At 50.2% G+C, this 25,634-nt stretch carries 25 protein-coding genes and 1 rRNA gene; 22 read left to right on the top strand and 4 right to left on the bottom strand.

Going from position 1 to position 25,634, the window contains the following annotated elements; translation table 11 throughout:
* Positions 1–5: 5 nt before the first annotated feature.
* The 7 genes from rrf to AC0LWF_RS11955 all read left to right on the top strand — a co-directional run bounded on the left by rrf (position 6) and on the right by AC0LWF_RS11955 (position 5,898).
* Positions 6–122 (top strand): 5S ribosomal RNA (gene rrf / locus AC0LWF_RS11985).
* Between the two features lie 468 nt (positions 123–590).
* The gene (locus AC0LWF_RS11980) at positions 591–848 is read left to right on the top strand and encodes a hypothetical protein (protein ID WP_474651742.1); all 258 of its coding nucleotides are present in this window, start codon (positions 591–593) and stop codon (positions 846–848) included.
* A 106-nt stretch (positions 849–954) separates the two neighbouring features.
* Positions 955–1,299, top strand: a complete 345-nt coding sequence (locus tag AC0LWF_RS11975) for an Mpo1-like protein (protein WP_474651741.1) — start codon at positions 955–957, stop codon at positions 1,297–1,299.
* Between the two features lie 28 nt (positions 1,300–1,327).
* Positions 1,328–2,581 (top strand): MFS transporter, encoded by a 1,254-nt coding sequence (locus tag AC0LWF_RS11970; protein WP_474651740.1) that lies wholly within the window; start codon positions 1,328–1,330, stop codon positions 2,579–2,581.
* A gap of 82 nt (positions 2,582–2,663) precedes the next feature.
* Positions 2,664–3,791 carry a helix-turn-helix domain-containing protein gene (locus tag AC0LWF_RS11965; RefSeq protein WP_474651739.1) on the top strand — a complete coding sequence of 376 codons (1,128 nt, stop codon included), beginning with the start codon at positions 2,664–2,666 and terminating at the stop codon, positions 3,789–3,791.
* A gap of 146 nt (positions 3,792–3,937) precedes the next feature.
* Complete coding sequence (locus AC0LWF_RS11960; RefSeq protein ID WP_474651771.1) at positions 3,938–4,894, top strand: 3'-5' exoribonuclease YhaM family protein; 957 nt, start codon at positions 3,938–3,940, stop codon at positions 4,892–4,894.
* A 17-nt stretch (positions 4,895–4,911) separates the two neighbouring features.
* A complete protein-coding gene (locus tag AC0LWF_RS11955) occupies positions 4,912–5,898 on the top strand; it encodes a Gfo/Idh/MocA family protein (RefSeq protein ID WP_474651738.1) in 987 nt (328 codons plus the stop codon).
* A gap of 72 nt (positions 5,899–5,970) precedes the next feature.
* Here the strand turns inward: AC0LWF_RS11955 and AC0LWF_RS11950 are convergent, their stop codons facing one another.
* Positions 5,971–6,834 (bottom strand): helix-turn-helix domain-containing protein, encoded by an 864-nt coding sequence (locus AC0LWF_RS11950; protein ID WP_474651737.1) that lies wholly within the window; start codon positions 6,832–6,834, stop codon positions 5,971–5,973.
* Between the two features lie 161 nt (positions 6,835–6,995).
* Here AC0LWF_RS11950 and AC0LWF_RS11945 point away from each other — a divergent pair, with 161 nt between their 5' ends.
* The 4 genes from AC0LWF_RS11945 to AC0LWF_RS11930 all read left to right on the top strand — a co-directional run bounded on the left by AC0LWF_RS11945 (position 6,996) and on the right by AC0LWF_RS11930 (position 10,550).
* Positions 6,996–7,325 (top strand): UxaA family hydrolase, encoded by a 330-nt coding sequence (locus AC0LWF_RS11945; protein WP_474651736.1) that lies wholly within the window; start codon positions 6,996–6,998, stop codon positions 7,323–7,325.
* Positions 7,325–8,488: a UxaA family hydrolase gene (locus tag AC0LWF_RS11940; protein ID WP_474651770.1), complete on the top strand. Its 1,164-nt coding sequence runs from the start codon at positions 7,325–7,327 to the stop codon at positions 8,486–8,488. The genes AC0LWF_RS11945 and AC0LWF_RS11940 overlap by 1 nt, the downstream gene beginning before the upstream one ends.
* 27 nt (positions 8,489–8,515) lie before the next feature.
* Positions 8,516–9,634, top strand: a complete 1,119-nt coding sequence (locus tag AC0LWF_RS11935) for a Gfo/Idh/MocA family protein (protein WP_474651735.1) — start codon at positions 8,516–8,518, stop codon at positions 9,632–9,634.
* Between the two features lie 115 nt (positions 9,635–9,749).
* Positions 9,750–10,550 carry a hypothetical protein gene (locus AC0LWF_RS11930; RefSeq protein WP_474651734.1) on the top strand — a complete coding sequence of 267 codons (801 nt, stop codon included), beginning with the start codon at positions 9,750–9,752 and terminating at the stop codon, positions 10,548–10,550.
* Positions 10,551–10,554: 4 nt separating this feature from the next.
* Here the strand turns inward: AC0LWF_RS11930 and AC0LWF_RS11925 are convergent, their stop codons facing one another.
* Entirely contained in the window at positions 10,555–11,739 is a 1,185-nt protein-coding gene (locus AC0LWF_RS11925; RefSeq protein WP_474651733.1) for an MFS transporter, read from the bottom strand.
* Positions 11,740–12,073: 334 nt separating this feature from the next.
* On the opposite strand from AC0LWF_RS11925, the gene sigK reads away from it, so the two are divergent.
* A complete protein-coding gene (sigK, locus tag AC0LWF_RS11920) occupies positions 12,074–12,775 on the top strand; it encodes an RNA polymerase sporulation sigma factor SigK (protein WP_308638773.1) in 702 nt (233 codons plus the stop codon).
* A 130-nt stretch (positions 12,776–12,905) separates the two neighbouring features.
* Here sigK and AC0LWF_RS11915 read toward each other — a convergent pair whose 3' ends face one another.
* A complete protein-coding gene (locus tag AC0LWF_RS11915; RefSeq protein ID WP_474651732.1) occupies positions 12,906–13,730 on the bottom strand; it encodes an alpha/beta fold hydrolase in 825 nt (274 codons plus the stop codon).
* A gap of 243 nt (positions 13,731–13,973) precedes the next feature.
* On the opposite strand from AC0LWF_RS11915, the gene AC0LWF_RS11910 reads away from it, so the two are divergent.
* From AC0LWF_RS11910 to AC0LWF_RS11890, 5 genes are all read left to right on the top strand, one after another.
* On the top strand, positions 13,974–14,135 hold the full coding sequence (locus AC0LWF_RS11910) for a DUF1328 domain-containing protein (RefSeq protein WP_474651731.1): 162 nt from the start codon (positions 13,974–13,976) through the stop codon (positions 14,133–14,135).
* 62 nt (positions 14,136–14,197) lie between these two features.
* On the top strand, positions 14,198–14,602 hold the full coding sequence (locus tag AC0LWF_RS11905; RefSeq protein WP_474651730.1) for a YflT domain-containing protein: 405 nt from the start codon (positions 14,198–14,200) through the stop codon (positions 14,600–14,602).
* 183 nt (positions 14,603–14,785) lie between these two features.
* The gene (locus AC0LWF_RS11900; RefSeq protein WP_474651729.1) at positions 14,786–15,355 is read left to right on the top strand and encodes an SF0329 family protein; all 570 of its coding nucleotides are present in this window, start codon (positions 14,786–14,788) and stop codon (positions 15,353–15,355) included.
* 322 nt (positions 15,356–15,677) lie between these two features.
* Positions 15,678–16,694 (top strand): LacI family DNA-binding transcriptional regulator, encoded by a 1,017-nt coding sequence (locus tag AC0LWF_RS11895; protein ID WP_474651728.1) that lies wholly within the window; start codon positions 15,678–15,680, stop codon positions 16,692–16,694.
* Between the two features lie 94 nt (positions 16,695–16,788).
* Positions 16,789–17,625: a phytanoyl-CoA dioxygenase family protein gene (locus AC0LWF_RS11890; RefSeq protein WP_474651727.1), complete on the top strand. Its 837-nt coding sequence runs from the start codon at positions 16,789–16,791 to the stop codon at positions 17,623–17,625.
* Between the two features lie 274 nt (positions 17,626–17,899).
* Here the strand turns inward: AC0LWF_RS11890 and AC0LWF_RS11885 are convergent, their stop codons facing one another.
* Positions 17,900–18,796 (bottom strand): helix-turn-helix transcriptional regulator, encoded by an 897-nt coding sequence (locus AC0LWF_RS11885; RefSeq protein WP_474651726.1) that lies wholly within the window; start codon positions 18,794–18,796, stop codon positions 17,900–17,902.
* Between the two features lie 127 nt (positions 18,797–18,923).
* On the opposite strand from AC0LWF_RS11885, the gene AC0LWF_RS11880 reads away from it, so the two are divergent.
* The 5 genes from AC0LWF_RS11880 to AC0LWF_RS11860 all read left to right on the top strand — a co-directional run bounded on the left by AC0LWF_RS11880 (position 18,924) and on the right by AC0LWF_RS11860 (position 25,625).
* Positions 18,924–19,733: an SDR family NAD(P)-dependent oxidoreductase gene (locus AC0LWF_RS11880; protein WP_474651725.1), complete on the top strand. Its 810-nt coding sequence runs from the start codon at positions 18,924–18,926 to the stop codon at positions 19,731–19,733.
* Complete coding sequence (locus AC0LWF_RS11875) at positions 19,730–20,509, top strand: SDR family NAD(P)-dependent oxidoreductase (RefSeq protein WP_474651724.1); 780 nt, start codon at positions 19,730–19,732, stop codon at positions 20,507–20,509. Before AC0LWF_RS11880 ends, AC0LWF_RS11875 begins: the two co-directional genes overlap by 4 nt.
* A gap of 71 nt (positions 20,510–20,580) precedes the next feature.
* Positions 20,581–22,623 (top strand): molybdopterin-containing oxidoreductase family protein, encoded by a 2,043-nt coding sequence (locus tag AC0LWF_RS11870; RefSeq protein ID WP_474651723.1) that lies wholly within the window; start codon positions 20,581–20,583, stop codon positions 22,621–22,623.
* Positions 22,624–22,652: 29 nt separating this feature from the next.
* Entirely contained in the window at positions 22,653–23,534 is an 882-nt protein-coding gene (locus tag AC0LWF_RS11865) for a phytanoyl-CoA dioxygenase family protein (protein ID WP_474651769.1), read from the top strand.
* Positions 23,535–23,816: 282 nt separating this feature from the next.
* A complete protein-coding gene (locus tag AC0LWF_RS11860; protein ID WP_474651722.1) occupies positions 23,817–25,625 on the top strand; it encodes an extracellular solute-binding protein in 1,809 nt (602 codons plus the stop codon).
* The last annotated feature ends 9 nt before the right edge of the window (positions 25,626–25,634 follow it).

Raw genomic sequence — 25,634 nt, 5'->3', positions numbered from 1 at the left:
CACCGTTTGGTGGCGATGGCGGAGGGGAACCACGCGTACCCATCCCGAACACGACCGTTAAGCCCTCCAGCGCCGATGGTACTTGGACCGCAGGGTCCTGGAAGAGTAGGACGTCGCCAAGCACAGATAACCGACCATATTGATATGGTCGGTTTTTTGTTTATGGCTATGTTATTTCCTAATGTTGATCATTGAATATACCGAACAAATATGGGCACATGTTGGTCGTTTCGTGCCCGTTTAATGTAAATGAGACAAACAATAAACTTCGACGAACGACTTCGCTTTGCTGACCTAACGGGCAGGCTTCTCAAGCGCCTTTAACGAATATGCATTGGACGTGATTAAATGAAATACATGGACTATTTACGTTCACACCATGAAATCATACTGAAAAACAAATTGAAGACTTACTTGAAGAAAATAAAGCACAACCCGTTGGTTCTGGTTTTATTGATATAATTACTACTTTCAGACATATTGAAATCTTAATTTTAAGACTTTCGAAAGTCGGAATAGCAATCAACGGTATATCTTGGTGGTGTCATTGTACAGAGGAAAACAAAAATCACATCGGGTGTCCTCATGGATTGGGTGGTCCCCAGAGTGTTCATTTTGACGGTTGGTTCAGTGAAATAGGGATTAATAATGAAAGTTATGACCTTCCAGAAAACGTATATGAAAAATTAGAATATGGTACGGTTTCGAGTAACGAAATCAATGTTTACAATGAAGCAGCATGGAACTATATACGGGAATTCGCGGATAGTGAACGTTTTATTGCATGTATGAACCTCGCAATTTGGTTGCATGTTCCTCAAGAATGGAAAAGAGAAGGTACATCATAGCAATCGTTAGTTTAACAACTAACCGTCTTTTTAAAGGATTTTGTGATAGCGCTTTCGAATATATACCGTTATGTATTTTACTTATTCTCGGAGGACTGAAAACGAAATGACGAATCAAGCATCGAAGCCTTCTTTTCCAAATTATGAGCAATTTTGGCCATTCTATTTATCCCAGCATCGCAAGGCGACGACGAGGGGATGGCATTTTGTTGGGACAACCTCTGTATTGCTCTGCATTGCAGCAAGCTTCCTGATCGAATGGTGGATGTTTCTGCTGGCACCGGTCATTGCATATGGGCTTGCATGGATTAGCCATTTCTTCATTGAAGGAAACAAACCGGCAACATTCGGTCACCCAGTCTGGTCGCTGCGGGCAGATTTTCGCATGTATGGCTATATGCTGACTGGGAAGCTCGGCCGTGAGCTGCGCAAATATGGTTTGAAATCATAACATCACGTATACCAAGGAGATGCCGCTAGTGTGGAGTAGGATTCAAGGCAATGCAAGAAACTGTTTGCTATATGAACCCCTTTTTTTATTACCGTTCAATATGTACATGACGTATGCCTCAATCTATATGCTTGAGCTTGGCGTTAATGAAACGCAGATCGGACTGATCACGTCGATCGGCATGGCGATCCAGATTTTCACTGCGCTTATTAGCGGCCATTTAACGGACAAGATGGGTCGAAGAAAAGCGCTGCTCGTATACGACGTCCTCAGCTGGAGCGTCGCGACATTAATTTGGGCAGTATCGCAGAACTTCTGGTTCTTCCTGGTCGCAGCGATCGTGAACAGCTTTCAGCGCGTACCGACGACAGCATGGTACTGTCTACTTGTAGAGGATACGAAGCCTGAGAACCGCTCCATCATCTTTACGATTCTAATGTTTATTAACGTCGTGGGCGGACTGTTTGCGCCGCTTGGCGGTTTGCTTGTAAGCCATTATTCACTTGTTCCTGGAATGCGGATCATGTATCTTATCGCTTTCGTCGGGATGACGATCATGATGATTATGAGACATCTCAACACGCATGAGACGGAAATTGGGATCAAAAAAATGCAGGAGAGCTCGAAGATCAGCTTTTCGGATACGCTGGCTGAGTATAAGGGCGTGCTAAAGCTCATTGTTACGAATAGGCCACTAATGATTATTTTTGGCGTCTACATTCTGTTCAACTTCCAAATGACGCTTCGCAATACGTACTTGTCGGTCTATTGGGTGGATGCGCTGCATATTAATGATGCGCTTATCTCGATATTCCCGGCGATTTCGTCAGCAGCAATGATTCTGTTCCTGCTCACGGCAACACCGCGGCTCAAAGAAAAGCTGGCCAATCGTTATATGATCTGGGGCTTCCTGATTTCGGCAGCTTCGTTCATTATTTTACTTGGAGCGGGTCCAGGCAACATTGCGGCTACAATAGTCAGCACAGTCGTTATGGCAATTGGCGGACTTCTCGCGAGCCCATACTTGGAATCCTCCATTCAAAATGCGATCGACGATGACAATCGAGCGAAAATTTTCTCGATACTCGGTGTGTTGATTCTGATCTTCACTTTCCCTGCAGGGTTGATCGGTGGCTGGGCATATACGATTAATGCGAAGTTTCCGCTGATCTTTATTGTTATTTCGTTTCTTATGAGCGTACCAATGATGGTGATGTATGCCAAAGGCAGTAGAAAAGCGATTCAACCGACAGTTGAAATGACCTGTTCAACTGATGCTTGATAGGCCGAGGCCTGTCGCTGTGCTATTCTACATCCAGACAGTGCGCGCTGTACAAATTGCGGAAGCGGAGGCGTTAGATACAATGGATATTTACAAAATCGGGGCTTTCATTGCTAAGCTTAGAAAAGAAAATGGGATGACGCAGGCTGAGTTTGCCGAACAGTTAAGTCTTACCCATCAGGCTGTATCCAAATGGGAGCGCGGCGAGTCAATGCCGGATATAAGCCTGCTGTCGCCAATCAGTAAGCTCTTCGGTCTAACGATCGAAGAATTGCTGGCCGGAGAGAAACGGAAGGTTGTTCCTCCTGTGGCGGTTGTAATTGAAGCTCCACTTGAGGAGCTTCATGAAGAGGAGCTTCAAGAAGAAGCGTTGCAGGAGGTACTGGCGCCAGTTGCTGCGGCAGAGGAAGGGCAAGATGAGGGAGCCAACCAGATTGAAGCAATGGTAGAAGCGCAGATAAAAGCACAGGTAGAAGCGCAAATAAAAGCTCAGGTAGAAGGACAGGTACAAGCACAGGTACAAGCACAGGTAGAAGCCCAGATCGAGGCGCAGCTACATGAAGATGAGCATGAGCATCATCATGAATATCACGATCAGCATCATCATCACGACCATCATCATCATGAGCATCATCATGATCACGAGTCCCATGAACCTAAAGAGGACGATAATACGAACCGTGAACTGAAATTGATTCTGAAGCTAGCTCCATTCCTGAGCACAGACCTCGTCGATGAAATGCTTGATCGTCGCTTGGGAAGTGACGAGATCAGCTTAGAGTACGTTCAGAGACTCGCACCGTTCGCAAGCTCAGAGATGATCGGCAAATTAGTCGATAAAGCATCGAACGATGTCATGGATCTGAATCAAATCACGAAATTGGCGCCTTTTCTTGAGCAAAGCCAACTCGACCGCCTCATGCAGAAAGTAGACAACGGTGTTGTGGGCTGGTCCGTCGTGAAAGCGCTCGCCCCTTTCCTGGGCGAGAAAGGTCTAAACCAGCTTATCGAGAGAGTGGCAGAAGGATCCATCGATACGCATACACTTGTTTCAATAGCTCCCTTTCTACAGAGGGAGAATGTCGAGAAGTTAGTGGGCCTTGCAGAGTCGGTTACGTTCGATACTGAGCTTGTAACGAAGCTCGCCCCTTTTCTCCCGAAAGACATGCTCGATCGAATGGTTCGGAATATGTTGAGCAATACACACTAAACGCGAGGGAAACCATACTGTATCCGATGCTTATCGGGCGGTATGGTTTTTTTTGCGTCATATTTTAGAGGAAAAGATGACACTCATCTCGAATTGTTATGAGATATGCAGCAAGGGTTGGAGGTTAAAGGATGAAAGAGTTACTTATGACAAACGTGCGCGATATGCGCGATGGCGAGGAGTTCGTGGGCTTCTATCTCATTAAGGAGAGCGAAGTGAAGCAGACGAATACGACGCCGCCGAAGGATTTTATGAATCTGGTGCTGTCTGATTCAACCGGACAGATTTCGGCGAAAATTTGGGATGCCGCACAATCGGATAAAGAGAGCTTCACTGCAATGTCGCTTGTTAAGGTTCAAGGCACAGCACAGCTGTACAGGGACAAGCTGCAGGTGAAAATTATCCGTATTCGCAGGACGACGGAAGCGGATGGTGTCAGCTTAATCGATTTTATACGTTCAGCGCCGGTAGAACCGGATGAGCTGTTTGCAAAAGTCTACGCCACCAAGGATAGCATTGTGGATCAGGATATACGCTCGGTCGTTCAATATTGCTTGGACAAAATCGGTGATCGACTGCTTCATGCTCCTGCTGCGAAGACGCATCATCATGCATATTACGCCGGTTTGGTGTATCATATTGTAAGAATGCTGGAGATCGGCGAGTTTCTGTGCAAACAGCGGCCTTTTCTCAATGCGGATTTGATTAAAGCGGGCATCATTCTTCATGATATCGCGAAGCCCGTCGAGTTGGTGTCCGAGCTTGGCATCGTTTCGGATTACAGTACGCCTGGTAAGCTGATCGGACATATTTCGCAGGCATCGCTGTGGATCACGGAAGCGGCGATTTATCTTGGCATTGATCCGGACGCTGAGCGCATAATGGCGCTGCAGCATCTTGTCCTCTCCCATCACAATCTAGGCGAGTGGGGCAGCCCGGTGCAGCCGCAGCTGGCAGAGGCAGTTGCCTTGCATCATATCGACTCGATGGATGCGAAGCTGCAAATGATAGAGGATGCTTTTGCAACAATTCCTGATGATGAGTCATGGACGGCGCCGATTCGGGGGCTGGAGAACAAGGCGATTTATCGGTTAAATTTTTAAATGGAGGAAAGGACAACATGATTAGATTCGGCATTATCGGTACGAATTGGATTACAGAACAGTTTATCGAGGCAGCTAGAACGGTGGAGGGTTTCACACTTACTGCTGTATATTCCAGAACGCAGGAGCAAGCAGATACGTTTGCTGCCAAGCATAGCATTCCATTCACGTTTACGAATTTGACTGATATGGCCGCAAGCGATGAGCTTGATGCAGTATATATCGCTTCGCCAACATCCTTCCATGCTGAGCAGGCGATGATCTGTATGCGCGGCGGCAAGCATGTGCTATGCGAGAAGCCTGCTGCGTCGAATGCACGCGAGCTGGCGCGGATGATTGAAACGGCGAAGGAGCACGATGTGGTGTTCATGGAAGCGCTGAAGAGCACGCTGCTCCCTGGCTTCCAAGCGGTTGTGGATAATTTGCCGAAGCTTGGGACGGTTCGGAGATATTTTGCAAGCTATTGCCAATACTCTTCGCGTTACGACGCTTATAAGAACGGACAAGTATTGAATGCATTCAAGCCGGAATTCTCGAATGGTGCGCTGATGGATCTCGGCGTATACTGCATCTATCCGATGGTCGTGCTGTTCGGTGCGCCGGAGGAGATTGCCGCTAACGGCATTATGCTGGAGTCTGGCGTTGACGGCCAGGGCGGCTTGATCGCGAAGTATGCCGGCATGAATGCTACGATTATGTACTCGAAAATCTCCAATTCATCGCTGCTCGCCGAAATTCAAGGCGAAGAGGGTACGATGACAATCGATAGCATCAACATTCCGAAGCATATCCAAATCCGTTACCGTGATGGTCGGGTCGAGGATATTTCGAGACCGGATGATCGTCCTACGATGAGCTATGAAGCAGAGCAGTTTATGCAGCTGATCCGTACGGGCGAGCGACAATCACCGGTGAATACGCATGCAAATTCGCTCGCTGTGATGAACGTGCTGGATGAAGCAAGACGTCAGCAAGGGCTTGTGTTCCCAGCAGACCTTAAATAGAACGTAAAAACGCTGCGCTGCTGAAGGTGAGAACCTTGAGCGGACGCAGCGTTTTTTGCGTGTGATGAGTGCTTAGATGGAGCTCTTATAGTGGTTCGGCGTGCTGCCAGCGAATTTCTTGAACATGCGGTAGAAGTGAGGAAGGCTCTCAAAGCCGCATTGAACCGCAATCTCAGCAATGGTGTGATCGGTTGTCAGCAGTAACTCCTTGGCCATCGTAATTCGCTTCGCGATAATAAATTCGATAACACTGAGGCCAGTCATCTGCTTGAACGTTCTGGAGAAATAAGACGGACTTACAGCGGCGCGACGTGCAAGAGCCGTGAGCTGCAGGTTATCGGTCAAGTGATCGTCGATATGATTAAGCGCTGCCTGCAGCCAGGTCGGACTGTTATGTCCGCTGTGGGGGTGCGAAATATCGCCGGGATTGTCTTTACGGTTCAGATGAAGAAGGATGGTTTGCAGCAGCAGCAGAACGGCTTGCCGGTAGCCAGACTGACGGAGCCGAAGCTCTTCCTGAAGCTCATCAATCGTTGCTTCGAGTCGCTGCTGTTCAGAGGGAAGCAGCTCGAGCTTGTAATGCCGATTCGACTTAGCCGTCTCAAAGCACCGAAGATACGAGAAGGCATCCTTGCTAATGACGGTCGCCTGAACATATTGGCTGCTGAAAAATATCGCTGATGACGTGATTGGCTGTTCGGGATTCGGAAGCGTCCGGTGTATCGTATTGCCTGGAATAAGAAACAGATCGCCAGCTTGCAGCTCATAGAACGTATGGTTAATGAAGATCGAACCAGAGCCGCTATGGATGTATATAATCTCGAACCAGTCATGCAGATGGTCCGGCAGCTCGGACTGTGTACTCTTCGTGCTGCGCAGGACGAGCTCGACCGGAAGCGAGGTATCGACGTCAAAATGTTTGCGAAGCGGATTCATGACAGCGTCAGCTCCTTGCGATGATTTGCAGGTAGGACAAGAAAAGGTATATTTTCAGCGGAAATGATTATTTCTATTCTGTATAATCGTTTCTATAATAAAATATATCGGACTTACAGCTTGTTTGTCTATCCTATTTCATTATGGAAGGTGACTTTACGATGGAGCATCACATTGAATCTGGCACTGATGCGCTTTATATGGATGAACGCGATCATGTTGCGACAGCGCTTCGCGATATGGTGGCAGGAGAAACGGTTCAGTACCGGAACTCAGAAGGTCTACGGGCGGTAACATTAGTTGATCCTATTCCTTTCGGTCATAAGGTGGCCATTGTTGCTATGGAAGAAGGCGCGGATGTTCGCAAATATGGGGAAGTTATTGGACGAGCAGTGAAAACAATCGTTATCGGTGAGCATGTACATGTACACAATATTGAAGGGATTCGCGGACGCGGAGACCTCGGCTCGAAGGAGGCAGCAGCACAATGATGAACGGAACATTCATGGGCTATGAACGGGCGAATGGGGACATCGGTATTCGTAACCATCTGCTCATTATTCCTACTGTTATTTGCTCCAACCAAGTATGCAACCGAATTATGCAAATGGTGCCTGGCACGGTGGCAATTCCGCATCAGCATGGCTGCAGCCAAATCGGCGCAGACAAGGACCGTACGTTCGACGTACTCGCTGGGACAGGTAAAAACCCTAACGTAGGTGCTGTCCTTATTATTAGCCTCGGCTGTGAGGTTGTGGATCCTGCTGCGCTAGCTGAAGAGATTCGAAAGACCGGCAAACCGGTTGAATTCTTCGATATTCAATCTGTAGGCGGTTCGGTGAAGGCGATATCGCATGGAGCAGAGCTTGCGAAGCAGATGATGGCTGATCTCGAGAAGCAGGAAAAAGTGCCTGTTCCATGGAATAAATTAAAGGTTGGCGTTAAATGCGGCGGTTCTGATGCGACATCAGGCTTATCCTCGAACCCAGCTCTAGGCGCAGCGGCGGATTCGCTTATTGCTGAAGGCGGCTCAATCGTTATCGGAGAGACGACGGAAATTATCGGTGCGGAGCATCTGCTAGCAGAGCGCTGCGAGACACAGGAGATTTCCGATCAGCTCTATCATATCGTGAACCGCTTCGAAGACGAAGTGCAGCGGATGGGCGCCGATATGCGCGGTGGCAATCCAAGTCCAGGCAATATTGCAGGGGGCTTGTCCACGATTGAAGAGAAATCGCTTGGCTGCATTAGCAAGTGCGGTAAGGCTCCAATTAAAGGCGTTATTGAGTATGCGGAAAACATTCCGGATCATGGTCTCTACTTCATGGATTCCCCGGGAAATGATATTGAATGCGTTTCGGGTATGGCAGCTGGCGGTGCACATATCGTCTGCTTCACGACAGGTCGTGGAACGCCAACTGGCGCAGCGGTTATTCCTGTTATTAAGATTACAGGCAACAAGATGACGTTCCAGAAGATGGAAGATAATATGGATGTCGACGTAAGCGATATGTTAGACGGAACTGGCAGCCTTGAACAAGCGGGAGATCGAATCTGGCAAGAGATTATGGATGTCGCAGAAGGCAAATGGACGAAAGCGGAAGTGCTGGGACATCAAGAGTTCAGCATTAATCGGATCGGTCCGAGCTTGTAAACCATTTTAGACGGAGGTATGCGAGGGATGAATTCGATAGCAAAGGATTGGCTCGATCTGGAATATAAGCCGCAGCTCCCTGCCAATAAAGAGATGGGCATTGGCATTATCGGAGCGGGCGAGATTATCGAGGCTTGTCACCTGCCAGCCTATGAGATGGCGGGGCTGCGCGTAGTGGGCATCTTCGATCTGAACAAGGAGCGCGCGGAGCAGCTCGCCGCGAAGTTTGGTATCCCGAAGGTATATAGGGATCTGGATGAGCTGCTTGCCGATCCTGACGTTCAGTTCGCAGATCTGGCAGTTCCAGCGAAGGTGCAGCCATCGATTGCTGAGCGTGCGGCTGCTGCGGGCAAGCATGTTCTGTGCCAGAAGCCCCTCGCGGAATCGTATCCGGAGGCGGTGCGCATTCGTGATGCTTGCGCCAAGTATGGCGTGAAAGGTGCGGTCAACCAGCAGATGCGCTGGTCGCCAAGCATTCGCGCAAGCCATACCATTATCAAGCGAGGCTGGCTTGGCGAGCTGCTGCAGGCTTCGATTCAAGTGAATGTGAAGCAGGACTTTGCCAACTGGGGCTGGCTGCGGGAGATGCCGACGCTGGAGTTCATGTACCATAGCATTCATTACATGGATGCGATCCGGTTCTTGTTCGGGACGCCTGAGTATGTCTATGCGGATGGTGCTCGTTTCCCTGGTCAGCAGACGATTGGCGAGACTCGGACGCTGCTTCATATGAAATTCGCAGGCGAAGCACGCGGCATCATTCATGATAATCATAATCATATCTCTACAGAGGATGATTGGTACGCGACGTATCGGTTTGAAGGAACGGAAGGCATTATTAAAGGGACGAATGGATCGTTATACAACTATCCGGTCGGACGCGAAGATACGATCAGCTTCCATACGAAAGCGATTCACGAGGACTACTGGTTTTCTCCAAGACTGCATGGCAAATGGTTTCCGCATGCGTTCATGGGAACGATGGGCGAGCTGATGCGTGCGGTTGAAGAGAATCGCGAGCCGGAGAACAGCGTAGAGGATAACTTGAAGACGATGCAAATGGTGTTCGGAGCCTACCTCTCGATGGAGGAGAACCGTCCGGTCACGCTTGCGGAAATTGCGGGTAAAGTACCTTCATCGCTATAAATGGGAGGGAGAGCGTGAAGCTCTCCTTTTTATTTTGAAAATATGGGATAGGGGCTGTAACATTGTAATTCATCCCGTCGTCAGTAGTAGCGGCGAGAATGGGGAGGGGCATGGAGTGAAGTCGAGGATGAGGTTTCATGGACAGCTGTTACTGATCGGCTTTCTGATTGTCTTGATATGCTGCGGCTGCATGAACAGGAACACCGAGAAGACGAATACAGCTGCGACAGCGGATCAGCAGGTTGAGCAGAGTGAACAGCCTGAACAGGCAGAGGAAAGTGAGCAAGATGAGCAGCCTGCACAGCAAATTGAGAAAGTAGACAACTCCGTGCGGGCAATTGGCGAGGCTGCTGGCGGGCAATTAATCGTAAAGCCAGCAACGCGTGCAGCTGCCGTACCGCTTGGCGTGCCTAGCTGCTACGGTCAGGAAACGGACATTTCATGGCAGGGGGATTACGAAGCATTTTGGGAGAAAACAGGGAAAGACAGTGCGGAGGACTCGGCTGCTGTGTTCACATTCCCAAGTGATTTTGAAATTATCCAACGAACCGATGCTCCAATAACGATGCAGTCATTCAAGCTCGGAGATGCGGAACTTCTCGCGTTCGTTCCGAGGTATACAGATTGCCACGCTCAGGAGACGTACTTCTTCGGAGTGAAGGAGGGTGAAGCGTTCCCGGTGTCCTTGCATGTGCAGGATGATCTGACTTGGCCATACATCGGTCAGCTGCCATATCACAATTTCAAGGTGGACGATGAGCGAGGTGAGCTGATCCTTACAGGAGGATACGGTGCTGGACAGGAATATATCAATGTTTATCATTTCGTTTATGATGCGAAGGGACACTTCCTTGTTTTAAAGCAGACAGAACAAATAAAGCCAGCGGATATCCCCGCTGACTCTACCGATAAGTAATAGGTTATTGAGGCTGCTGGCGAATGCCTGGCGGCCTTTTTATTTTATCCTGAGCGTGTTGGTACCAGAAGGCGCATGCGAAGATAACGATGCAGACCGTCGCAATAACCGAGTTGTAGAAAAATGTCTGACGCATGCCGATTGCTTCGCTCGTAATACCGCCGAAGAAGCTTCCGATAATTCGAGCAACGCCCATTGAGAGCAGGCCGTTCAGCGTTTGGCCGCTTGCTTTTAGCTCATTCGGCACTTCCTTGTTGATGACAATCGCCATCGTGACGGAGAGGACGATAAAGATCAGACCGTGCAGCGCCTGAATCGGCAGCAGCAAGTAAGCATGATGCACGATTGAACTCAAGTACCAGCGAAGTGCGGCAGCAGCGCCGGCGCCAAGCAAAATGAACGACACGGGCACGCGCTTGAAGATGCGGCTCGACAGCAGCAGGAACGGAACCTCGCTCAGCGATGAAATGACCATTGACCAGCCAAGCCAAGCACTGTCGCCGCCAAGCTCTTTGAAGTAGAGCGGGAAGAAGGCGTAGTAGTAGCCGAGCGTAATTTGGAACACGAAGTTCGCGCCGATGTAGAGCATTAGCTTCCGGTTGCGGAAAAGAACCCAGACGGATACTTTCCTGCCTCGCTTCTGATGGCCTTCGATCTTCGGAAAACGAAGCGCGAGCAGCAGACAAGCAACGAGAATAAGCGTGTAGACGATGAACAGCAAGTCGATTCGCTTCTGCGCGAGCAGCCCGAACAGTATCGACATAATCGCGAACCCGAATGTCCCTCCCATCCGAATGAGGCTAAAGTTGCCTGAGCCACGCTTATCCAGCACCTCTAGTGTAACGGCATCGCTAATCGTGAAGATGGATGACTGGAAGAAAGTGAAAATACAAATGAAGAGCAGCAACAGCAAAAACATGTTGGTGAGCGGGAATAGCAGAACGCTGACGCCTGTTCCGGCGATGAGCATCAGTAGAATGCTGTTCTTCGTCTTAGCTCGGTCGCTGAGCAGGCCCCAGACCGGCTGTGCCATGATGGCAACGAGCGGACCTAAGCTAAGCAGCGTCCCAATCTGTGACTGGGTAAATCCGACATGTTGAAAGTAAAGCGGAATGAACGTTCCATAGACGGCATTACCCATGTACAGAAAGAAGTAGAAGAACAGGAAATAAGTTAAATTGACAGGCATCTCTTCGCTTCCTTTTGGCAGTAGTTAGTTGTTATCGTACTATAAGTGTTCACTGCTAGGAAGCGGTTTCCTATAATTAATTTTTATTGTGGGCGATGGCTCTGGCGGTTTAGAGAAAATGGTTAGCAGCAAGCTAATCAAATCTTAAGGAGTTTGCACCCCTAATTCGCGTACTCGTGAACGTTATCTTTAGTGATCTGGTAAGGGGTGTTTTTGGGGTACATGCACTTCTAGGCCGCTGCCTACATACACTGTAGAACAGTCTTCACTAGTCATTACGCGTAAGGAGGAAGCTCCTTGGCAGGTGGCAATATTGCATGGAGGTGGCTTTCCGATGCCCGGATTGTTTGCGGCGATCGCATTGTTTATCAAGCAGCTGTCGCTCCTTGTTTCCTATGTCAAAAATAACGCATTCCCTCAGCCGCTGCATGAAGAAGATGAGCTTAAGCACTTGCAGCTCATGGCAGAGGGCAACCAAGTTTCGCGCAACCTGCTCATCGAGCATAACTTACGTTTGGTCGCACATATTGTGAAAAAATTCGACAACACTGGCGAAGATTTGGAGGACTTGATCTCAATCGGCACGATCGGGCTCATAAAAGCGATTGAGAGCTTCCAGACCGGCAAAGGCACGAAGCTAGCGACGTTCGCGGCTCGTTGTATAGAGAACGAGATACTTATGCATTTGAGGTCGCTCAAGAAGACGCGCAAGGACGTATCCTTGCATGATCCGATTGGGACGGACAAAGAGGGCAACGAAATTACTCTGATCGATATTCTCGGAACGGAAGCCGATGATGTGGCGGAGAAGGTTCAGCTGAAAATTGAGAAGAGCAAAATCTATAAGAACTTAGATATATTGGATGACCGCGAGAAGGAAGTCGTCGTTGGCCGATTCGGGCTGATCGCAGGCGGGGAAGAACGGACGCAGCGCGAAATTGCGAAGGAGCTTGGTATCTCGCGGAGCTATGTGTCGCGTATTGAGAAGCGGGCTCTGATGAAACTGTATCACGAGTTTTATAAGCAGAAGAAGTGATTGGAGCTATTAAGAACAAGGCTTAACGCCGATATATACAGCTGCTGCCATTAATCCAGTTGGCGGTGGCTGTTTTGTTTTAACGAAGGAATGAATCTGACTCGCTATTCAGAGGGTTCGGCAGCAGGCTTTAAGGCCATTCCGCAATGGATGGCACGCGAGCAAGCTGCTCCGGCACCTCGACGAGACTCATGTGGGCGACGCCCTCGAACGTATTCTCGGAAATATGAGGGTAACTGTAGATGGACCTCACTGCTTTTTCATCATTCACGCCGAAGGCCTCATCCGGGGAAATCACGTCATCCTCCGCACCGGCGACGAGCAGCACCGGGAAGTTTGCCTCGTAAAGCACCGCGCTGCGGTCCTTGCGTATGCGCATCCCCTCAAGCGAGTGAATCGCGCCTTCAGGCTTCATGACTTTCCCTACGGATTTTATCCGATGAACCTCATCCGGAATTTCCTCCCGCGTGGATTCAACGAATAAGTTTTCGGTCATCTTCACCACGTACTCATAGATGCCATCCCGCTTGATGGATTCGATATCCTGAAGACGCTGGGCCTTCATCTCGTCGGTATCGGGAAGCGCCGTGGAGTGGATCAAGCCGAAGCCCGACAACCGATGGGAATATTGGTCCGCGAAGGCGAGCGTGACATAGCCGCCCATCGAGTGACCGAAGATCACCGTTTTTTCCAGACCCAATAAATCAATCAAGCCCAGAATGTCGTTTGCCATCGTCTCCATCGAATAGATTCCGCCTGGGACCTCGGTTCCTCCATGGCCCCTTAGATTCGGTAATATGACCCGATAATGCTTGCTGAGTTGTGGACAAACCTTATGCCAATAAAGAGAAGAGCGGCAGAAGTCATGTAGCAGTACGATCGCTCTTTCGTTGTTGTGACCGCACTCTTCATATACCATATCGATGCCGTTAACATGTACCTTATGTTTATTCATCGATCAACACCACCTTCTAGAATTGTGTTGCAACCGTGAGCATTCTTACACGGCTTGGACAGATATGAAACAAGCTCATTTCGTTGTGAAATTCATCCGAAATAATCCTTTCGATTAATAGCAGAATAAGGCACGAGAAATGGTGGGGTATTTCCAACATCAGTTGTTTCAACGTTAATCACTCTAGGTTAATCCACTTTCAAGCAAGGGAAACAGACTACTACGGAAGAAGAGGTGATTCATATGTTAGGATGGGCACTGATGTTTTTCATCTTCGCAATCATCGCTGGCATATTCGGCTTTCTCGGAATCGCATCCGCGTTAGCTGGCATCGCGAAGATATTATTCGTAGTCTTCCTGGTTATGTTCTTGCTTTCATTGATATTCGGAAGACGGCGAGTATAGTTACAAGCTGCTAGTTTCAAGCTTCAACCAATTCTAAACATTCATAAAGAGGAGGAATTACAATGACAACCGAAACGATGACGACGAAGGTACACACAGTGGACAACTTGAACGAGGTTCAACGAGAAATCAATCGCTTCCGCGGCGAAGGCTACGATTCAAACAACATCTTCGTACTGACCCACGACAAGGATAGGACGGAGAGAATCGCCAAGAATACGGATGCCGAGCAGATTGACGTATTCATTGAAGGCGTCGGCACGGCGATTGCCAATGTGTTCCGCTCGACCGGCGATGAGCTGCGTGCCAAGATGAGGTCTCTCGGGATTCCCAAGCAATATGCCGAGTATCTCGAAGGAGAGATGGACAGGGATAAAATCCTCGTCATCGCCTGGGGTGGCAGGGAATACAAAGTCGATGAGTATGACGGTCAAATCTACTACTACCCGGGATTCGGTGCTTATTAAGACTAACAAACTACACATATAGAAAGAAGAAGACCTACCCTTGAGGGTAGGTCTTTTATTCGTTCGATTTCAGAGGTCATGATCAGTTATACTAAGTAGGTTTGATGTGCCCGTTTATTGTATGATGGATAACAGAATGACTGCCATCATAGGTATGCATCGTATTGAACATAGGAGGAAGACATGTCCTGGAGCAAATTGAAGCAACAACTGGAGAGTTTTCTCAGCCCTGCGCTACTCGGGAGGGTGCAATATCTTGCAACCAGCTACCGTTATTTACCCGATAAAGCAGGACTTTGTTATATTGCCGTCGATAAGAAGAATGTGCTCAATATGAGTGATGCAACGACATTAATCCGATGGTATCAGACGGAGCTGGAAATTAAGAATGATCCAACGATCCAAATTCCTATCCATAATGATGAATTGGAAGCGATCAGAAAAGAAACCAAGGGGCAAGTTCCGGAGGATCGCCTAAAAGTCATTGCAAGAGGTAGAAAAATATCTGAATTTGCAAAAGAGCTCATGTTAGCGCAGTCATCATTAAGTAAATCAAACTTTAATGTTGTAGCGACTAAATTTTTATCCCAATCTATAGAGACGAGTATGGAGAGCCAGGATATCTTATTGAATATCTTGGCATTGGTTGACAGACGTGTTGGGAAAAAGCGGGTGTTGAACATGGGCGAGACGATCAAGTTAAAGCATCCAATCGTGCAGTATTTTTATGAACTGCGGCTTAGTACGATGTGAGGATCTTATATCGAAAGCATCTGCTCTTAGGAGTGGCCGCTTTTTTGTGAGTGTCTGCCTACTTATGGGTCCGTAAGATATGGAGTCATCAGAACAAGTCTTTCAAAATTCATATGCATTTGTTACTGTTTAAATAGTATCCGAACTCATACATAAATGACCAAGGGAGTGAGTAATCCTGGACAAGTCTCCAAAGCTAAGAAACGCAGCCATCCTGATTGACCGGCTGTTAAGTACAGCGCGTGCTGCAGAGACAGCAAGATGAATGGAATATCACTGGAATTATGCGTGAAAACACTACATACTTTGGCAGGTGGATCGTATGGCGACGATTAAAGATATTGCGAAGATTGCCGGAGTATCGATAACAACGGTGTCCAGGGCGCTGAACGGCTATGACGATGTAAGCAAGGAAACGAAGCAGAAGATCAAGACGATTGCCGATGAGCTGGACTATTCGCCGAATGCGGTTGCGCGCAGCCTGGTGTCGAGCAAGACGAACACGATTGGCGTTATTTTCTCAGAGCTGAAATATACCGGCGGGAAAGACACTCTCGCATTTGACATTCTGATAGGCATCAATGAACGGGCCAATGAGATGAATTATGATATTTTGCTCTTCAGTACGAGTCCGTCCAAGCAGCGGATCAAGTCCTATTACAATTTGTGCAAGGAGCGCAACGTCGACGGGGCCATCATCTTCGGGCTTAGAGTGGACGACCCGTACTTAGAGGAAGTCATCCAGAAGTCGAAATTCCCTTGTGTGCTCATTGATATTCCGTTCTCGAACGAGCATCTCGGCAATGTCACGACCGATAATATCGAAGGCGTTCGCAAAGCTGTTCAGCATTTGATAGATGAGGGCCATACCAATATTGCGATGATTAACGGGTACCCGGCGGCGCATGTGAGCGAGCAGCGTTTGAAAGGTTTTAAGAAAGCGATTGGGGAGAACGGGATTGCGTATGATGAGTCCAAAATATGGGACGGCGAGTTCTCCGAGGATGGCGGCGAGCGAGTGATGCTGCGGATTTTGGACGAGCATCCTGGTGTTACGGCGGTATTCTGTTCCAGTGATCTGATGGCTCTTGGCGCGATGCGCGCGCTCGAGAAGCGGGGCAGGAAAGTGCCGGATTCCGTATCCATTGTCGGCTATGACGATATTATTCTGTCCTCCTACTGTGTGCCGAAGCTGACGACGATTCATCAGAACAACTACGACATGGGCTGGGCGGCGGCGAAGCTGCTCATCGAGATGCTCGAAGGCAAGGAAGTCGATCATAACGTGGTGCTGAACAATGAGCTGATCGTTCGGGAGAGCACCAAGAAATTACGGTAAACAAGCAGCCAGATTTCTCCACAATGGAATAGAAGCAGCTTATACGTTCAAGTGAATTCAACGCAATCAAACCGATATGGGAGGATGTACGAGGATGAGACTTAGCGCTGAAGAATTAGCAAGCGGGCGGTTATCGCCTGAGACGCTGGAGCTGGCTGTGCAGCTTATTAAGGTGAACGGGTATGTGTTGTTTGAGGAAGTGCTGCCAAGAGCGCAGGTCGAGAAGCTGTTTGACAGCTATGTGTCCATTCTGGACCCTTACTTTGAGCAGCATCGCGAAGAGATTCTGAATCCAGGCAACGGGTTTAACGACGGGACAAACCATGTGCGGCTCTATCTGCCATTCATTAAGCCGTTCTGCGATGAGGCGGTCATTGCGAACCCGTTCGTCACGGAGATCGTGGATCAAATTTTGGGTAAAGACTGCTTTATGACGTATTTTGCGACGAACACTGCAATGCCGGGAGGCCAGCAGAAGCAGCCTGTCCATGCGGACACATCGTCGCGTTACGGTGACCGGTATGATGCGAATTTGCCGATTGCGAACCTGGTCGTAAACTATCCGCTCGTTGATGTGACAGAGAACAACGGTCCGATGGAAGTGTGGCCTGGCGGGACGCATCTGCATCCAGACAGCTGGTATGCGCCGAATGCGTTCAGTAAGCCGAAGCTCGCAGAGCATATGCATTATATCAAAATGCTAATGCCAGCAGGCTCCATCCTCATTCGGGATGACAGAGTCTGGCACCGCGGCACGCCTAACCATTCGGACAAACATCGTCCGAATATCGCGCTGATCTACTCGGCGAGCGGACCGGGCACAGGCACGATCCAAATTCCTCAGGAGACGTATGATGAGCTCTCCACGAAAGCTCAGCGGCTGCTGCGTAAAGAGCTGATTGGCTATCCGGTAGCAGAGCCGAAGCATTAATTGTTACCGCCCCCTTCCGTTCGATGAAGGGGGCGTTTACTGTGGGTGGAGGAAGGTTTGGGATTTTTTATTGTAGTTAGCAGGAGCGAAGCGGTTAAATGATTCTGTAGAAGACTGCACCAAACCGCACGCGCGAAATTTCGCGTTAACAGTTTGTGCGGTGCGTTCGCCTTTGTACTTGAAATTCTACCTCTGAAAATTGTTCAAGAATATTCTAAGTACAACAGCGATCGGAAGAACATTCGACTGCGCAGCGGCCATAGCCAACCAATTTTTAAATCATCCGCGATAGCTTCCGAAACTGCATTGCCGACATGCCCTCCCACCGCTTGAAAATACGGCTGAAATAATGAAAGTCCTCATAGCCGACTGCGGTCGAGATTGTCTCGATGGTCTGGTCCGTCTCCCGAAGCAGCCGCTTCGCCTCCTGGTGGCGCACGGACTGCACGAATTTGTTCGGTCCGATGCCCATCATCGCCTTGAACTGCCTGCTCATATAATCCTCGTGCACGTTCAGATACTTCGCCATCTCCCCGCTTGTCCATTTGCGACTGAAGTCAGACCGAATTTCCTCTGCGAGCTGAAGCAGCTGCTTCTCGTATTTCGGATGCGAGAGGCCGCGGCGCTCGTTCTGATGCCGCACGAGCAGCGCAATGAGATGAACCATCAGACCCCTGCAGATAACCTCGTACCCTTGCTGCTTTTCATTCCACTCTTGAATGACATTTTCGAGCAAAGAGATGATTCGAGGCGATACCGTATTGAAGAGAAGCTCCATGAAGATCGGTTTGTCCTGCAAATAGGGGATAGGGCTAAGCAGCTCCACATTCGGCGCTTGCTCGTCTACAAGGATCGAGTGCGTACCCTCAGTTGTTTCGAAAAAGTCAAAATGAACCCCAAGCAGCTCCGCATAAGGCTCCGACAGCACCTCAATCCGGTGGTGACGCCACGGCGGCAGCATGAGTAGGCTGCCGGCCCGCACCTTCAGCATTGTTTCCCCTTCGATTGTGGCACGCAGCTCGCCATGCTTCACGTATAGCAGCTGGAAATCGTAGATACGGCGGCTCCATTTGAAAGCAGGCGTCCGGTTATGCGGCTGCGCCCAGTGGATGACAGGCGACAGCTCGCGAAGCGTCGTTGGTCTAGCGGCTGGATTGATCGAAGCGGCCAATAGCTGAACACCGTCCCCATGAAAGATTTTCGGAAAAGTCCAAAAAACATTCTCCTTTATGTAAATCCATACCAACTACCCGAATGGTAACATGAAAGCGCATTCTCTAACAATCGGAGGCGTTCTCATGATTATCGATCTTAGAGGCAAAGTAGCCATTGTCACTGGCGCTGGCAGAGGCATCGGAAGGCATATCGCGATAACGCTCGCACAGGAAGGCGTTGTCACAATCGGCACGGATATTCGGGCAGAGCTGCTCGAAGATCTTGGGCAAGCGTTCGCGAAGCAGCAGCTGGCTGGTGCGCAGTTCGTCTGTGACGTACGTGATGCGAAGCAGATTGCAGAAGTCGTCGCAGAGGTGCGCAGCCGCTACGGCCGCATAGATATTCTAGTCAACAATGCAGGCGTGGCGAGCGGCGGCATCGTGGAAGAGCTGAAGGAAGAGATATGGGACGCTAATATGGACATTAACCTGAAAGGCACGTTCCTGATGTGCCAGGCAGTTGCGCCGATTATGAGGGAACAGCTGTCGGGGCGCATCTTGAATGCGGCTTCTTTTGCCGCGATTGTCCCTTCCTATGGCGGTGCGGCGTACGCTTCTTCGAAGGCAGCGGTTAAGCAGTTTACCCGGGTTCTAGCCGGGGAGCTTGGTCCGTACAATATTACGGCGAACTGCTACTCGCCCGGCATGATTCCAACGGAAATGAATCATTTTGCCGAGCAGACGGAGGAGCGTCAGAATCGGCTGCTGGATACGCTCACCTTGCGCCGGTGGGGCAACAAGGAAGACATCGCGAACTTGATCTGCTTCCTAGCATCGGACCTCGCGGGTTATATTACGGGGACGATGATCGACATTAGCGGCGGCAAGCTTGCGACGCAAATGCCAGCGACCGCTTATGAAGCGGCGGCGCGTAAGGAATCGCTGCAGTCATGACAGCGCCACTTCGCGATATTGAGCAGAAGAGCGTCATCGTCACCGGCGGGGCCAGAGGCATCGGCAGAGCGATCGCCCTTCGGTTCTTGCAATGCGGCGCGTATGTCGTCATTGCTGATGTGGATGAGAGCGGTGTGGCGACAGCGAGCGAGTTGTCGGAGGATGGATACGCGTCGCAGGTTCATTTTGTCAGGTGCGATGTCTCGAAGCGATCTGATATCGAAGCGCTCGTTAGCGAGACGGCAGGCCATTTCGGTCCTGTAGATGTGCTGGTGAACAACGCGGGCATCTTCCCGCGCTGCGACATGCTGCAGATGGAGGAGGCATTCTGGGATCATGTGCTGGACGTCAATCTCAAAGGCACGTTCATGCTGTGCCAGTCCGTGGTGCCCAGCATGATGGAGCGAGGCAGCGGTGCGATCATTAATATCGGCTCGGGCCATGCGAATGCAGGGGAACCGGCGACGCTCGCGTATTCCGTATCGAAGGGAGGCATCGTCACCTTAACCCGCAATCTCGCCAAAGCTTTGGCGCAGCACCGTATACGAGTCAACTGCGTACAGCCCGGCTGGATTGCATCCGAAGGCGAGGTTGCCCGCTGGAAAACGGCAGGAATGGATGAAGCGAATATTACGGCACATATGAGCCGAATGGGGCTTGGGCGGATGCAGACAGGCGAGGATATCGCCGATGCGGTGCTCTTCATGGGGTCGGATATGAGCCGGCAAATTACCGGGCAAGTGCTCGTTGTGGACGGAGGCAATTCAGTTCGGTAACATCGCGTAATTGGGCGCTCCCTTGTATAATAGGTGAGAATGGTTTTGTTTTGGAAGGAGCGTACTTAATTATGGCTTATGTAACCGAGCAGAATGGCGTTTTTCCATCGGTTTGTTCACTCGATTGTCCGGATCAGTGCGGACTGCTTGTTCACAAGGAGAATGGGCGCATCGTTCGCATTGAAGGAGACCCGGATCACCCGGTAACACAAGGGGCAATATGCAATAAAGTCCGTAATATGACGGAACGTATATATGATAAAGACCGTTTGCAATATCCGCTGAAGCGGGTAGGGCCGAAGGGCAGCGGCCAGTTCGAGCGCATTACCTGGGATGAAGCGATTGACACGATCACTACGAAATGGAAGCAGTTGATCGAAGAGGAAGGGCCGGAAGCGATTCTCCCTTACAGCTTCTACGGCAATATGGGGCGGATCGGCACGGAAGGCATGGGCCGGCGCATGTTCAACCGTATGGGCGCAAGCAAGCTCATCTATTCCATCTGCGAAGCAGCAGGCACGGAGGGCTACGGCTATACGATGGGTGGCAGCTACGGGACGGACCCGGAGGAAACGGTTCACGCGAAGCTTCACATCATGTGGGGCATTAACGCCGTCAGCACCAATATGCATCAAGTGACGATCTCCGAGAAAGCGCGCAAGCAAGGGGCGAAAGTGGTCGTCATCGACGTGCACCGCAACCGGACAGCTAGATGGGCGGATTGGTTCATTCCGATTTTGCCAGGCACGGATGCAGCACTGGCGCTTGGCGTGATGCATGTTTTGTTCGCGGAAGGCTACACCGATGAAGCATTCATGGCTGAGTTTACGACCGGACATGAGCAGCTGCGAGAGCACGTGAAGTCGTACGCGCCTGAGCTGGTATCGTCGATCACCGGTGTACCAGTAGACGATATTTACAAGCTTGCACGCATGTACGGCGAAGCGGAGTCCGCGTTCATCCGGATCGGCAACGGGCCGCAGCATCATGACAACGGCGGCATGACGACTCGCGCGATTGCTTGCTTGCCGGCGCTGACCGGACAGTGGCTGAAACGCGGAGGCGGCGCAATTAAAGGCAACGGCGGCTATCTGATGATTAATAAGCCGGCCTTGGAACGTCCTAATCTACGTGCGGAGAGCGGCGCGCAAGAGATTAACATGAACCTGTTAGGCAATGCGCTGATGGAGCCGGAGGGCCAGAAGCTTTCCTCGCTCTATGTTTATAACGCAAACCCGGCAGTCGTGGCGCCGAACGCTGGCAAAGTAAGAGAGGGACTGTCGCGCGAAGACTTGTTTACTGTTGTGCATGATCTGTTCTTGACGGAAACGGCGACATACGCGGATATTGTGCTGCCAGCTACGTCCGCTTTTGAGAATACCGATCTGTACTTATCCTACTGGCATCATTATGTGCATTTGCAGCAGCCGGTCGCAGCGCCGTACGGCGAGAGCAAGTCGAACAGCGATGTGTTCCGACTGCTTGCTGCAGGGATGGGCTATGTGGAAGAAGCGCTGCGTGACTCGGATGAAGCGATGATCGTGCAGGCGCTTAACAATCCGAACAATCGCAATATCGCAGCGATTACGCTTGAAGGGCTGAAGAAGCACGGTTCAATCAAGGCAGACGTGAAGCCATTGCTTCCAGGCAAGCTGCGTACGCCGAGCGGACGAATTGAGCTGTATTCGGCACAGATGGAGCGCAAAGGCTTTCCGCCGATGCCGACGTACACGCCGCTTGTCGATGACGGTCCGTACCCGTTCCTGTTCATCCCGACGGCGAATCATAATTTCCTTAACTCGACGTTCTCGAACAATGAGAAGCATGTAAAGCTGGAGAAGACGCCGAAGCTGTATATGAACCGCTTAGATGCATCGGGCTTGAGCATAGAAGACGGTGACGCGATCAAAGTGTGGAACGACCGTGGAGACTGCGAACTGACTGCTGCTGTTGGCGACGATGTGCTCTCGGGCGTTGTCGTTATGCAGGGATTATGGGCAGACGGCAAGGATGGCAAGGCGCTCGTCAATGCGCTGACGCCGGACCGTGTGGCAGATATGGGGAAAGGCGCGACGTTCTTCTCAGGACGCGTGCAAGTAGCGAAAATCGAATAGTTTGCTGGAGAAAGGGCAGGTGCGTGGGCATGCGATTATCCATCGAGCAAATCATCAGCTATCAGACAGAAGGCTATCTTATCGTACCGGACGTATTCACGAACGAGGATCTGCAGCCAGTCATCGATGAATTGTCAGCGGAAATTAATGCGCGCGCAGGTGTGCTCCATGCAGAAGGAAAGCTGCCGGACCTCTACGAGGACGAGCCGTTCGAGCGGCGGTATATGCTGCTGCATGCTCAGTGCCGGGAGATCGGCCGGGGCTTCGACATTAATGGATATCTTGGCGAAGCGATGTTCCGGTTTCTTGCCAATCCGAATTTGCTGGATGTCGTCGAATGCCTCCTCGGCACCGAGCTGAGCTGCAATCCGATCCAGCATATCCGTGCGAAGCTGCCAGCGTCACGTGCACGCTCGGAGGAGCCGGATCATTTTCAAAATGTCCCTTGGCATCAGGACTGCGCCGTTACCTCGCCTGACTCCGAAGCGTCGGAAATCATTACGTTCTGGATGCCGCTCGTCGATGCGACCGCGGAGACCGGTTGTATGGAAGTGATGCCGCATGTGTTCAAGCAGGGGTATATCAATCATCGTGCCGAAGGCGGCACTTCGATTGTGCCGGATAAGCTGCCGCAGGTGTCGCCTGTTCTAGCCGAATGCAGGAAGGGCAGCCTCGTCATCATGAACAAATATACGCCGCATCGGGGTATCGCGAACCGCTCGGACATTGTCAGATGGTCGGTCGACCTGCGTTATCACAAGACAGGCGCGGCATCCGGTCGCGACGTGCATCCTTCGTTCGTCGTGCGCAGCCGGTTACAGCCGGAAAGCGTAATGACCGATTTCGAAGCATGGCGCCAGATGTGGCGGGATGTGAAAGAGCAGCAGGGCAAGAGCCTACACAGGGTCTAATAATCGAATAGGATGTAAAAAGCCAAGTGCCGCTTATACCGCGGCGCTTTTTTTTGCTTTATTGCTTGTAAACGTTGAACGGTATGTTGACAGAAGATATGTAAATTTGACAAAATGATTTACGTTTTGCTCATTTAACCTCATGAATTTAGATATATAAAATAAAAACGTAAACTCAAAATGTACAATTTACGATATAATGTAAAAAACGGTCTATTTCATCACACTGTTTCTCCCCCTATAATCAGGTTGTACCACGATCAAATAGAAAAGGGGTAAAACATGAAACGTTATGCAAAGTACACAAAGTTGGCAACGCTTTCTCTTGTGATTAGCATGCTGCCGACGTTAGCCGCCTGTTCGAACGACAACAGCAACACGAGCAACAACGAAGGGGCCCAGGCCAACAACAACCAGGCTGCGGTTCAGAACGCTCCAGCTTCCACTAACGATGCGAAGCCAACTGAGATCTGGAAACAGAAATTCGATCCGCCGGTTACCATTACATCTGCAGTTACGGATGACGGTGCTTCCCGTGGCAATGCTTTTAAACCAGGGGAGTCGATGGAGAACAATGCAATACTTACTTGGATGAAAGACAATATCGGTATCGAGGTTAAATATGATTTTATCGTAACGAAGCCGGAAGACTACGATACGAAGCTGCGCCTACTGCTCTCGAGCGGCGGCAAGCTGCCCGATGTATTCGGAACCTCCGGTGAGATTCTGCAAAGTATGCTTCAAGCGAATAAGCTGATGCCGCTTGATGAAGCGATCGAGAAATACGCACATCCAGAGTACAAGAAGATGCTTGAGAAGCTAGCTTATACGATGGGCGAAGTGAAGAAGGACGGCCATATCTACGGTATCCCTGCCTTCTTCATGGGCGACGAAGGAACAGTCATGTGGGTGCGCAAGGATTGGCTCGACAATCTCGGTCTGAAAGCGCCTACTACGCTGGCTGAATTCGAAGAAGTGATCAAACAGTTCACGGAGAACGATCCTGATAAGAACGGCAAGAACGACACGGTCGGTCTCGCTGTGCCGCTCAAAGAAGGACCTTGGACGTGGATGGGGCAGACGGATGCAATCGTTGGAGCGCTTACGGATCAAATGATCAACACTTACGATGTCCGCAGCTTCTGGAACAAAGGCGCAGACGGTAAGCTCAGCTACGGCGCAATCCACCCGGATGCGAAGAAGTACCTGGAAACGATGAAGGACTGGATGAGCAAAGGCTATATCGATAAGGAAGCCGGCATCAAAGATCCGATGAAAACATCTGAGCTGGTTGCAAGCGGTAAGGCAGGCGTTATCTTCGGACCATTCTGGATGGGCGACTGGCCGCTTAGCGATGCTGCGAAGGTCGATGCTAAAGCAGACTTCGAGCCATATGCGCTCCCTGCCGGTCCAGATGGCAAAGTAGGCCGCGCGGAGAAGCCGCTCACTGCAGGCTTCACTGTATTCAACAAAGACTTCAAAAACATCGAAGCATGGTTCGCATACTTCAATAAGATGTTCGCGAAGGGCTTGGAGCAAGACGGCGACCCTTACTACGACCCAAGCTGGAAGAACGGCTTCTTGGAAGGTTATGACTATGTTACCGTTGACGGCAAAGTTGTAAAGGCAGATTTCAAGGAAAACGGCGTACCGGAAGACAAATGGCCGCTCAAAGACGGCAGCAAGATGGATATGCGCTTCATGACAACGAATATTCTTGCAGGCGGGGTAACGACGATTCCGTTCTCCAATGATGAGCCCGTTAAGAAGTTCCTGGCTGATCCGAACGCGGACGCTCTCACCTCCAGAGAAGTTGATGTGAAAGCGATGAAGCGTAAGCAGATCGAAGCTGCAGGCGTACGGATTAACCAAGGCATCACCGAAGGCAAAAACTACTTCACCGGACCTGTGACGCCGACGATGAAATCCAAAGGTCAATTGCTGCAGAAGCTTGCTACAGAGGCTTATCTGAAAATCATCTACGGCGATAAACCGATCGAGTATTTTGATGAATTCGTCAAAGAATGGCTCGCGAACGGCGGAGAGAAGATTACGGAAGAAGTTAATGATTGGTATGCGAAGAACCAGTAATAATGGAAA

This window comes from Paenibacillus sp. sgz302114 (assembly GCF_056120345.1).
This window is presented reverse-complemented; position numbering and strand designations above follow the sequence as displayed.

Bases quoted from the DNA above. Each gene is read 5' to 3' on its own strand.
- AC0LWF_RS11960 (WP_474651771.1), top strand. From the start codon at position 3,938: ATGACAAACGTGCGCGATATGCGCGATGGCGAGGAGTTCGTGGGCTTC.
- AC0LWF_RS11895 (WP_474651728.1), top strand. From the start codon at position 15,678: ATGGCGACGATTAAAGATATTGCGAAGATTGCCGGAGTATCGATAACA.
- AC0LWF_RS11890 (WP_474651727.1), top strand. From the start codon at position 16,789: ATGAGACTTAGCGCTGAAGAATTAGCAAGCGGGCGGTTATCGCCTGAG.
- AC0LWF_RS11975 (WP_474651741.1), top strand. From the start codon at position 955: ATGACGAATCAAGCATCGAAGCCTTCTTTTCCAAATTATGAGCAATTT.
- AC0LWF_RS11945 (WP_474651736.1), top strand. From the start codon at position 6,996: ATGGAGCATCACATTGAATCTGGCACTGATGCGCTTTATATGGATGAA.
- AC0LWF_RS11935 (WP_474651735.1), top strand. From the start codon at position 8,516: ATGAATTCGATAGCAAAGGATTGGCTCGATCTGGAATATAAGCCGCAG.
- AC0LWF_RS11900 (WP_474651729.1), top strand. From the start codon at position 14,786: ATGTCCTGGAGCAAATTGAAGCAACAACTGGAGAGTTTTCTCAGCCCT.
- AC0LWF_RS11910 (WP_474651731.1), top strand. From the start codon at position 13,974: ATGTTAGGATGGGCACTGATGTTTTTCATCTTCGCAATCATCGCTGGC.
- AC0LWF_RS11865 (WP_474651769.1), top strand. From the start codon at position 22,653: ATGCGATTATCCATCGAGCAAATCATCAGCTATCAGACAGAAGGCTAT.
- AC0LWF_RS11875 (WP_474651724.1), top strand. From the start codon at position 19,730: ATGACAGCGCCACTTCGCGATATTGAGCAGAAGAGCGTCATCGTCACC.
- AC0LWF_RS11860 (WP_474651722.1), top strand. From the start codon at position 23,817: ATGAAACGTTATGCAAAGTACACAAAGTTGGCAACGCTTTCTCTTGTG.
- AC0LWF_RS11870 (WP_474651723.1), top strand. From the start codon at position 20,581: ATGGCTTATGTAACCGAGCAGAATGGCGTTTTTCCATCGGTTTGTTCA.
- AC0LWF_RS11940 (WP_474651770.1), top strand. From the start codon at position 7,325: ATGAACGGAACATTCATGGGCTATGAACGGGCGAATGGGGACATCGGT.
- AC0LWF_RS11905 (WP_474651730.1), top strand. From the start codon at position 14,198: ATGACAACCGAAACGATGACGACGAAGGTACACACAGTGGACAACTTG.
- AC0LWF_RS11955 (WP_474651738.1), top strand. From the start codon at position 4,912: ATGATTAGATTCGGCATTATCGGTACGAATTGGATTACAGAACAGTTT.
- AC0LWF_RS11915 (WP_474651732.1), bottom strand. From the start codon at position 13,730: ATGAATAAACATAAGGTACATGTTAACGGCATCGATATGGTATATGAA.
- AC0LWF_RS11950 (WP_474651737.1), bottom strand. From the start codon at position 6,834: ATGAATCCGCTTCGCAAACATTTTGACGTCGATACCTCGCTTCCGGTC.
- AC0LWF_RS11925 (WP_474651733.1), bottom strand. From the start codon at position 11,739: ATGCCTGTCAATTTAACTTATTTCCTGTTCTTCTACTTCTTTCTGTAC.
- AC0LWF_RS11880 (WP_474651725.1), top strand. From the start codon at position 18,924: ATGATTATCGATCTTAGAGGCAAAGTAGCCATTGTCACTGGCGCTGGC.
- AC0LWF_RS11965 (WP_474651739.1), top strand. From the start codon at position 2,664: ATGGATATTTACAAAATCGGGGCTTTCATTGCTAAGCTTAGAAAAGAA.
- sigK (WP_308638773.1), top strand. From the start codon at position 12,074: ATGCCCGGATTGTTTGCGGCGATCGCATTGTTTATCAAGCAGCTGTCG.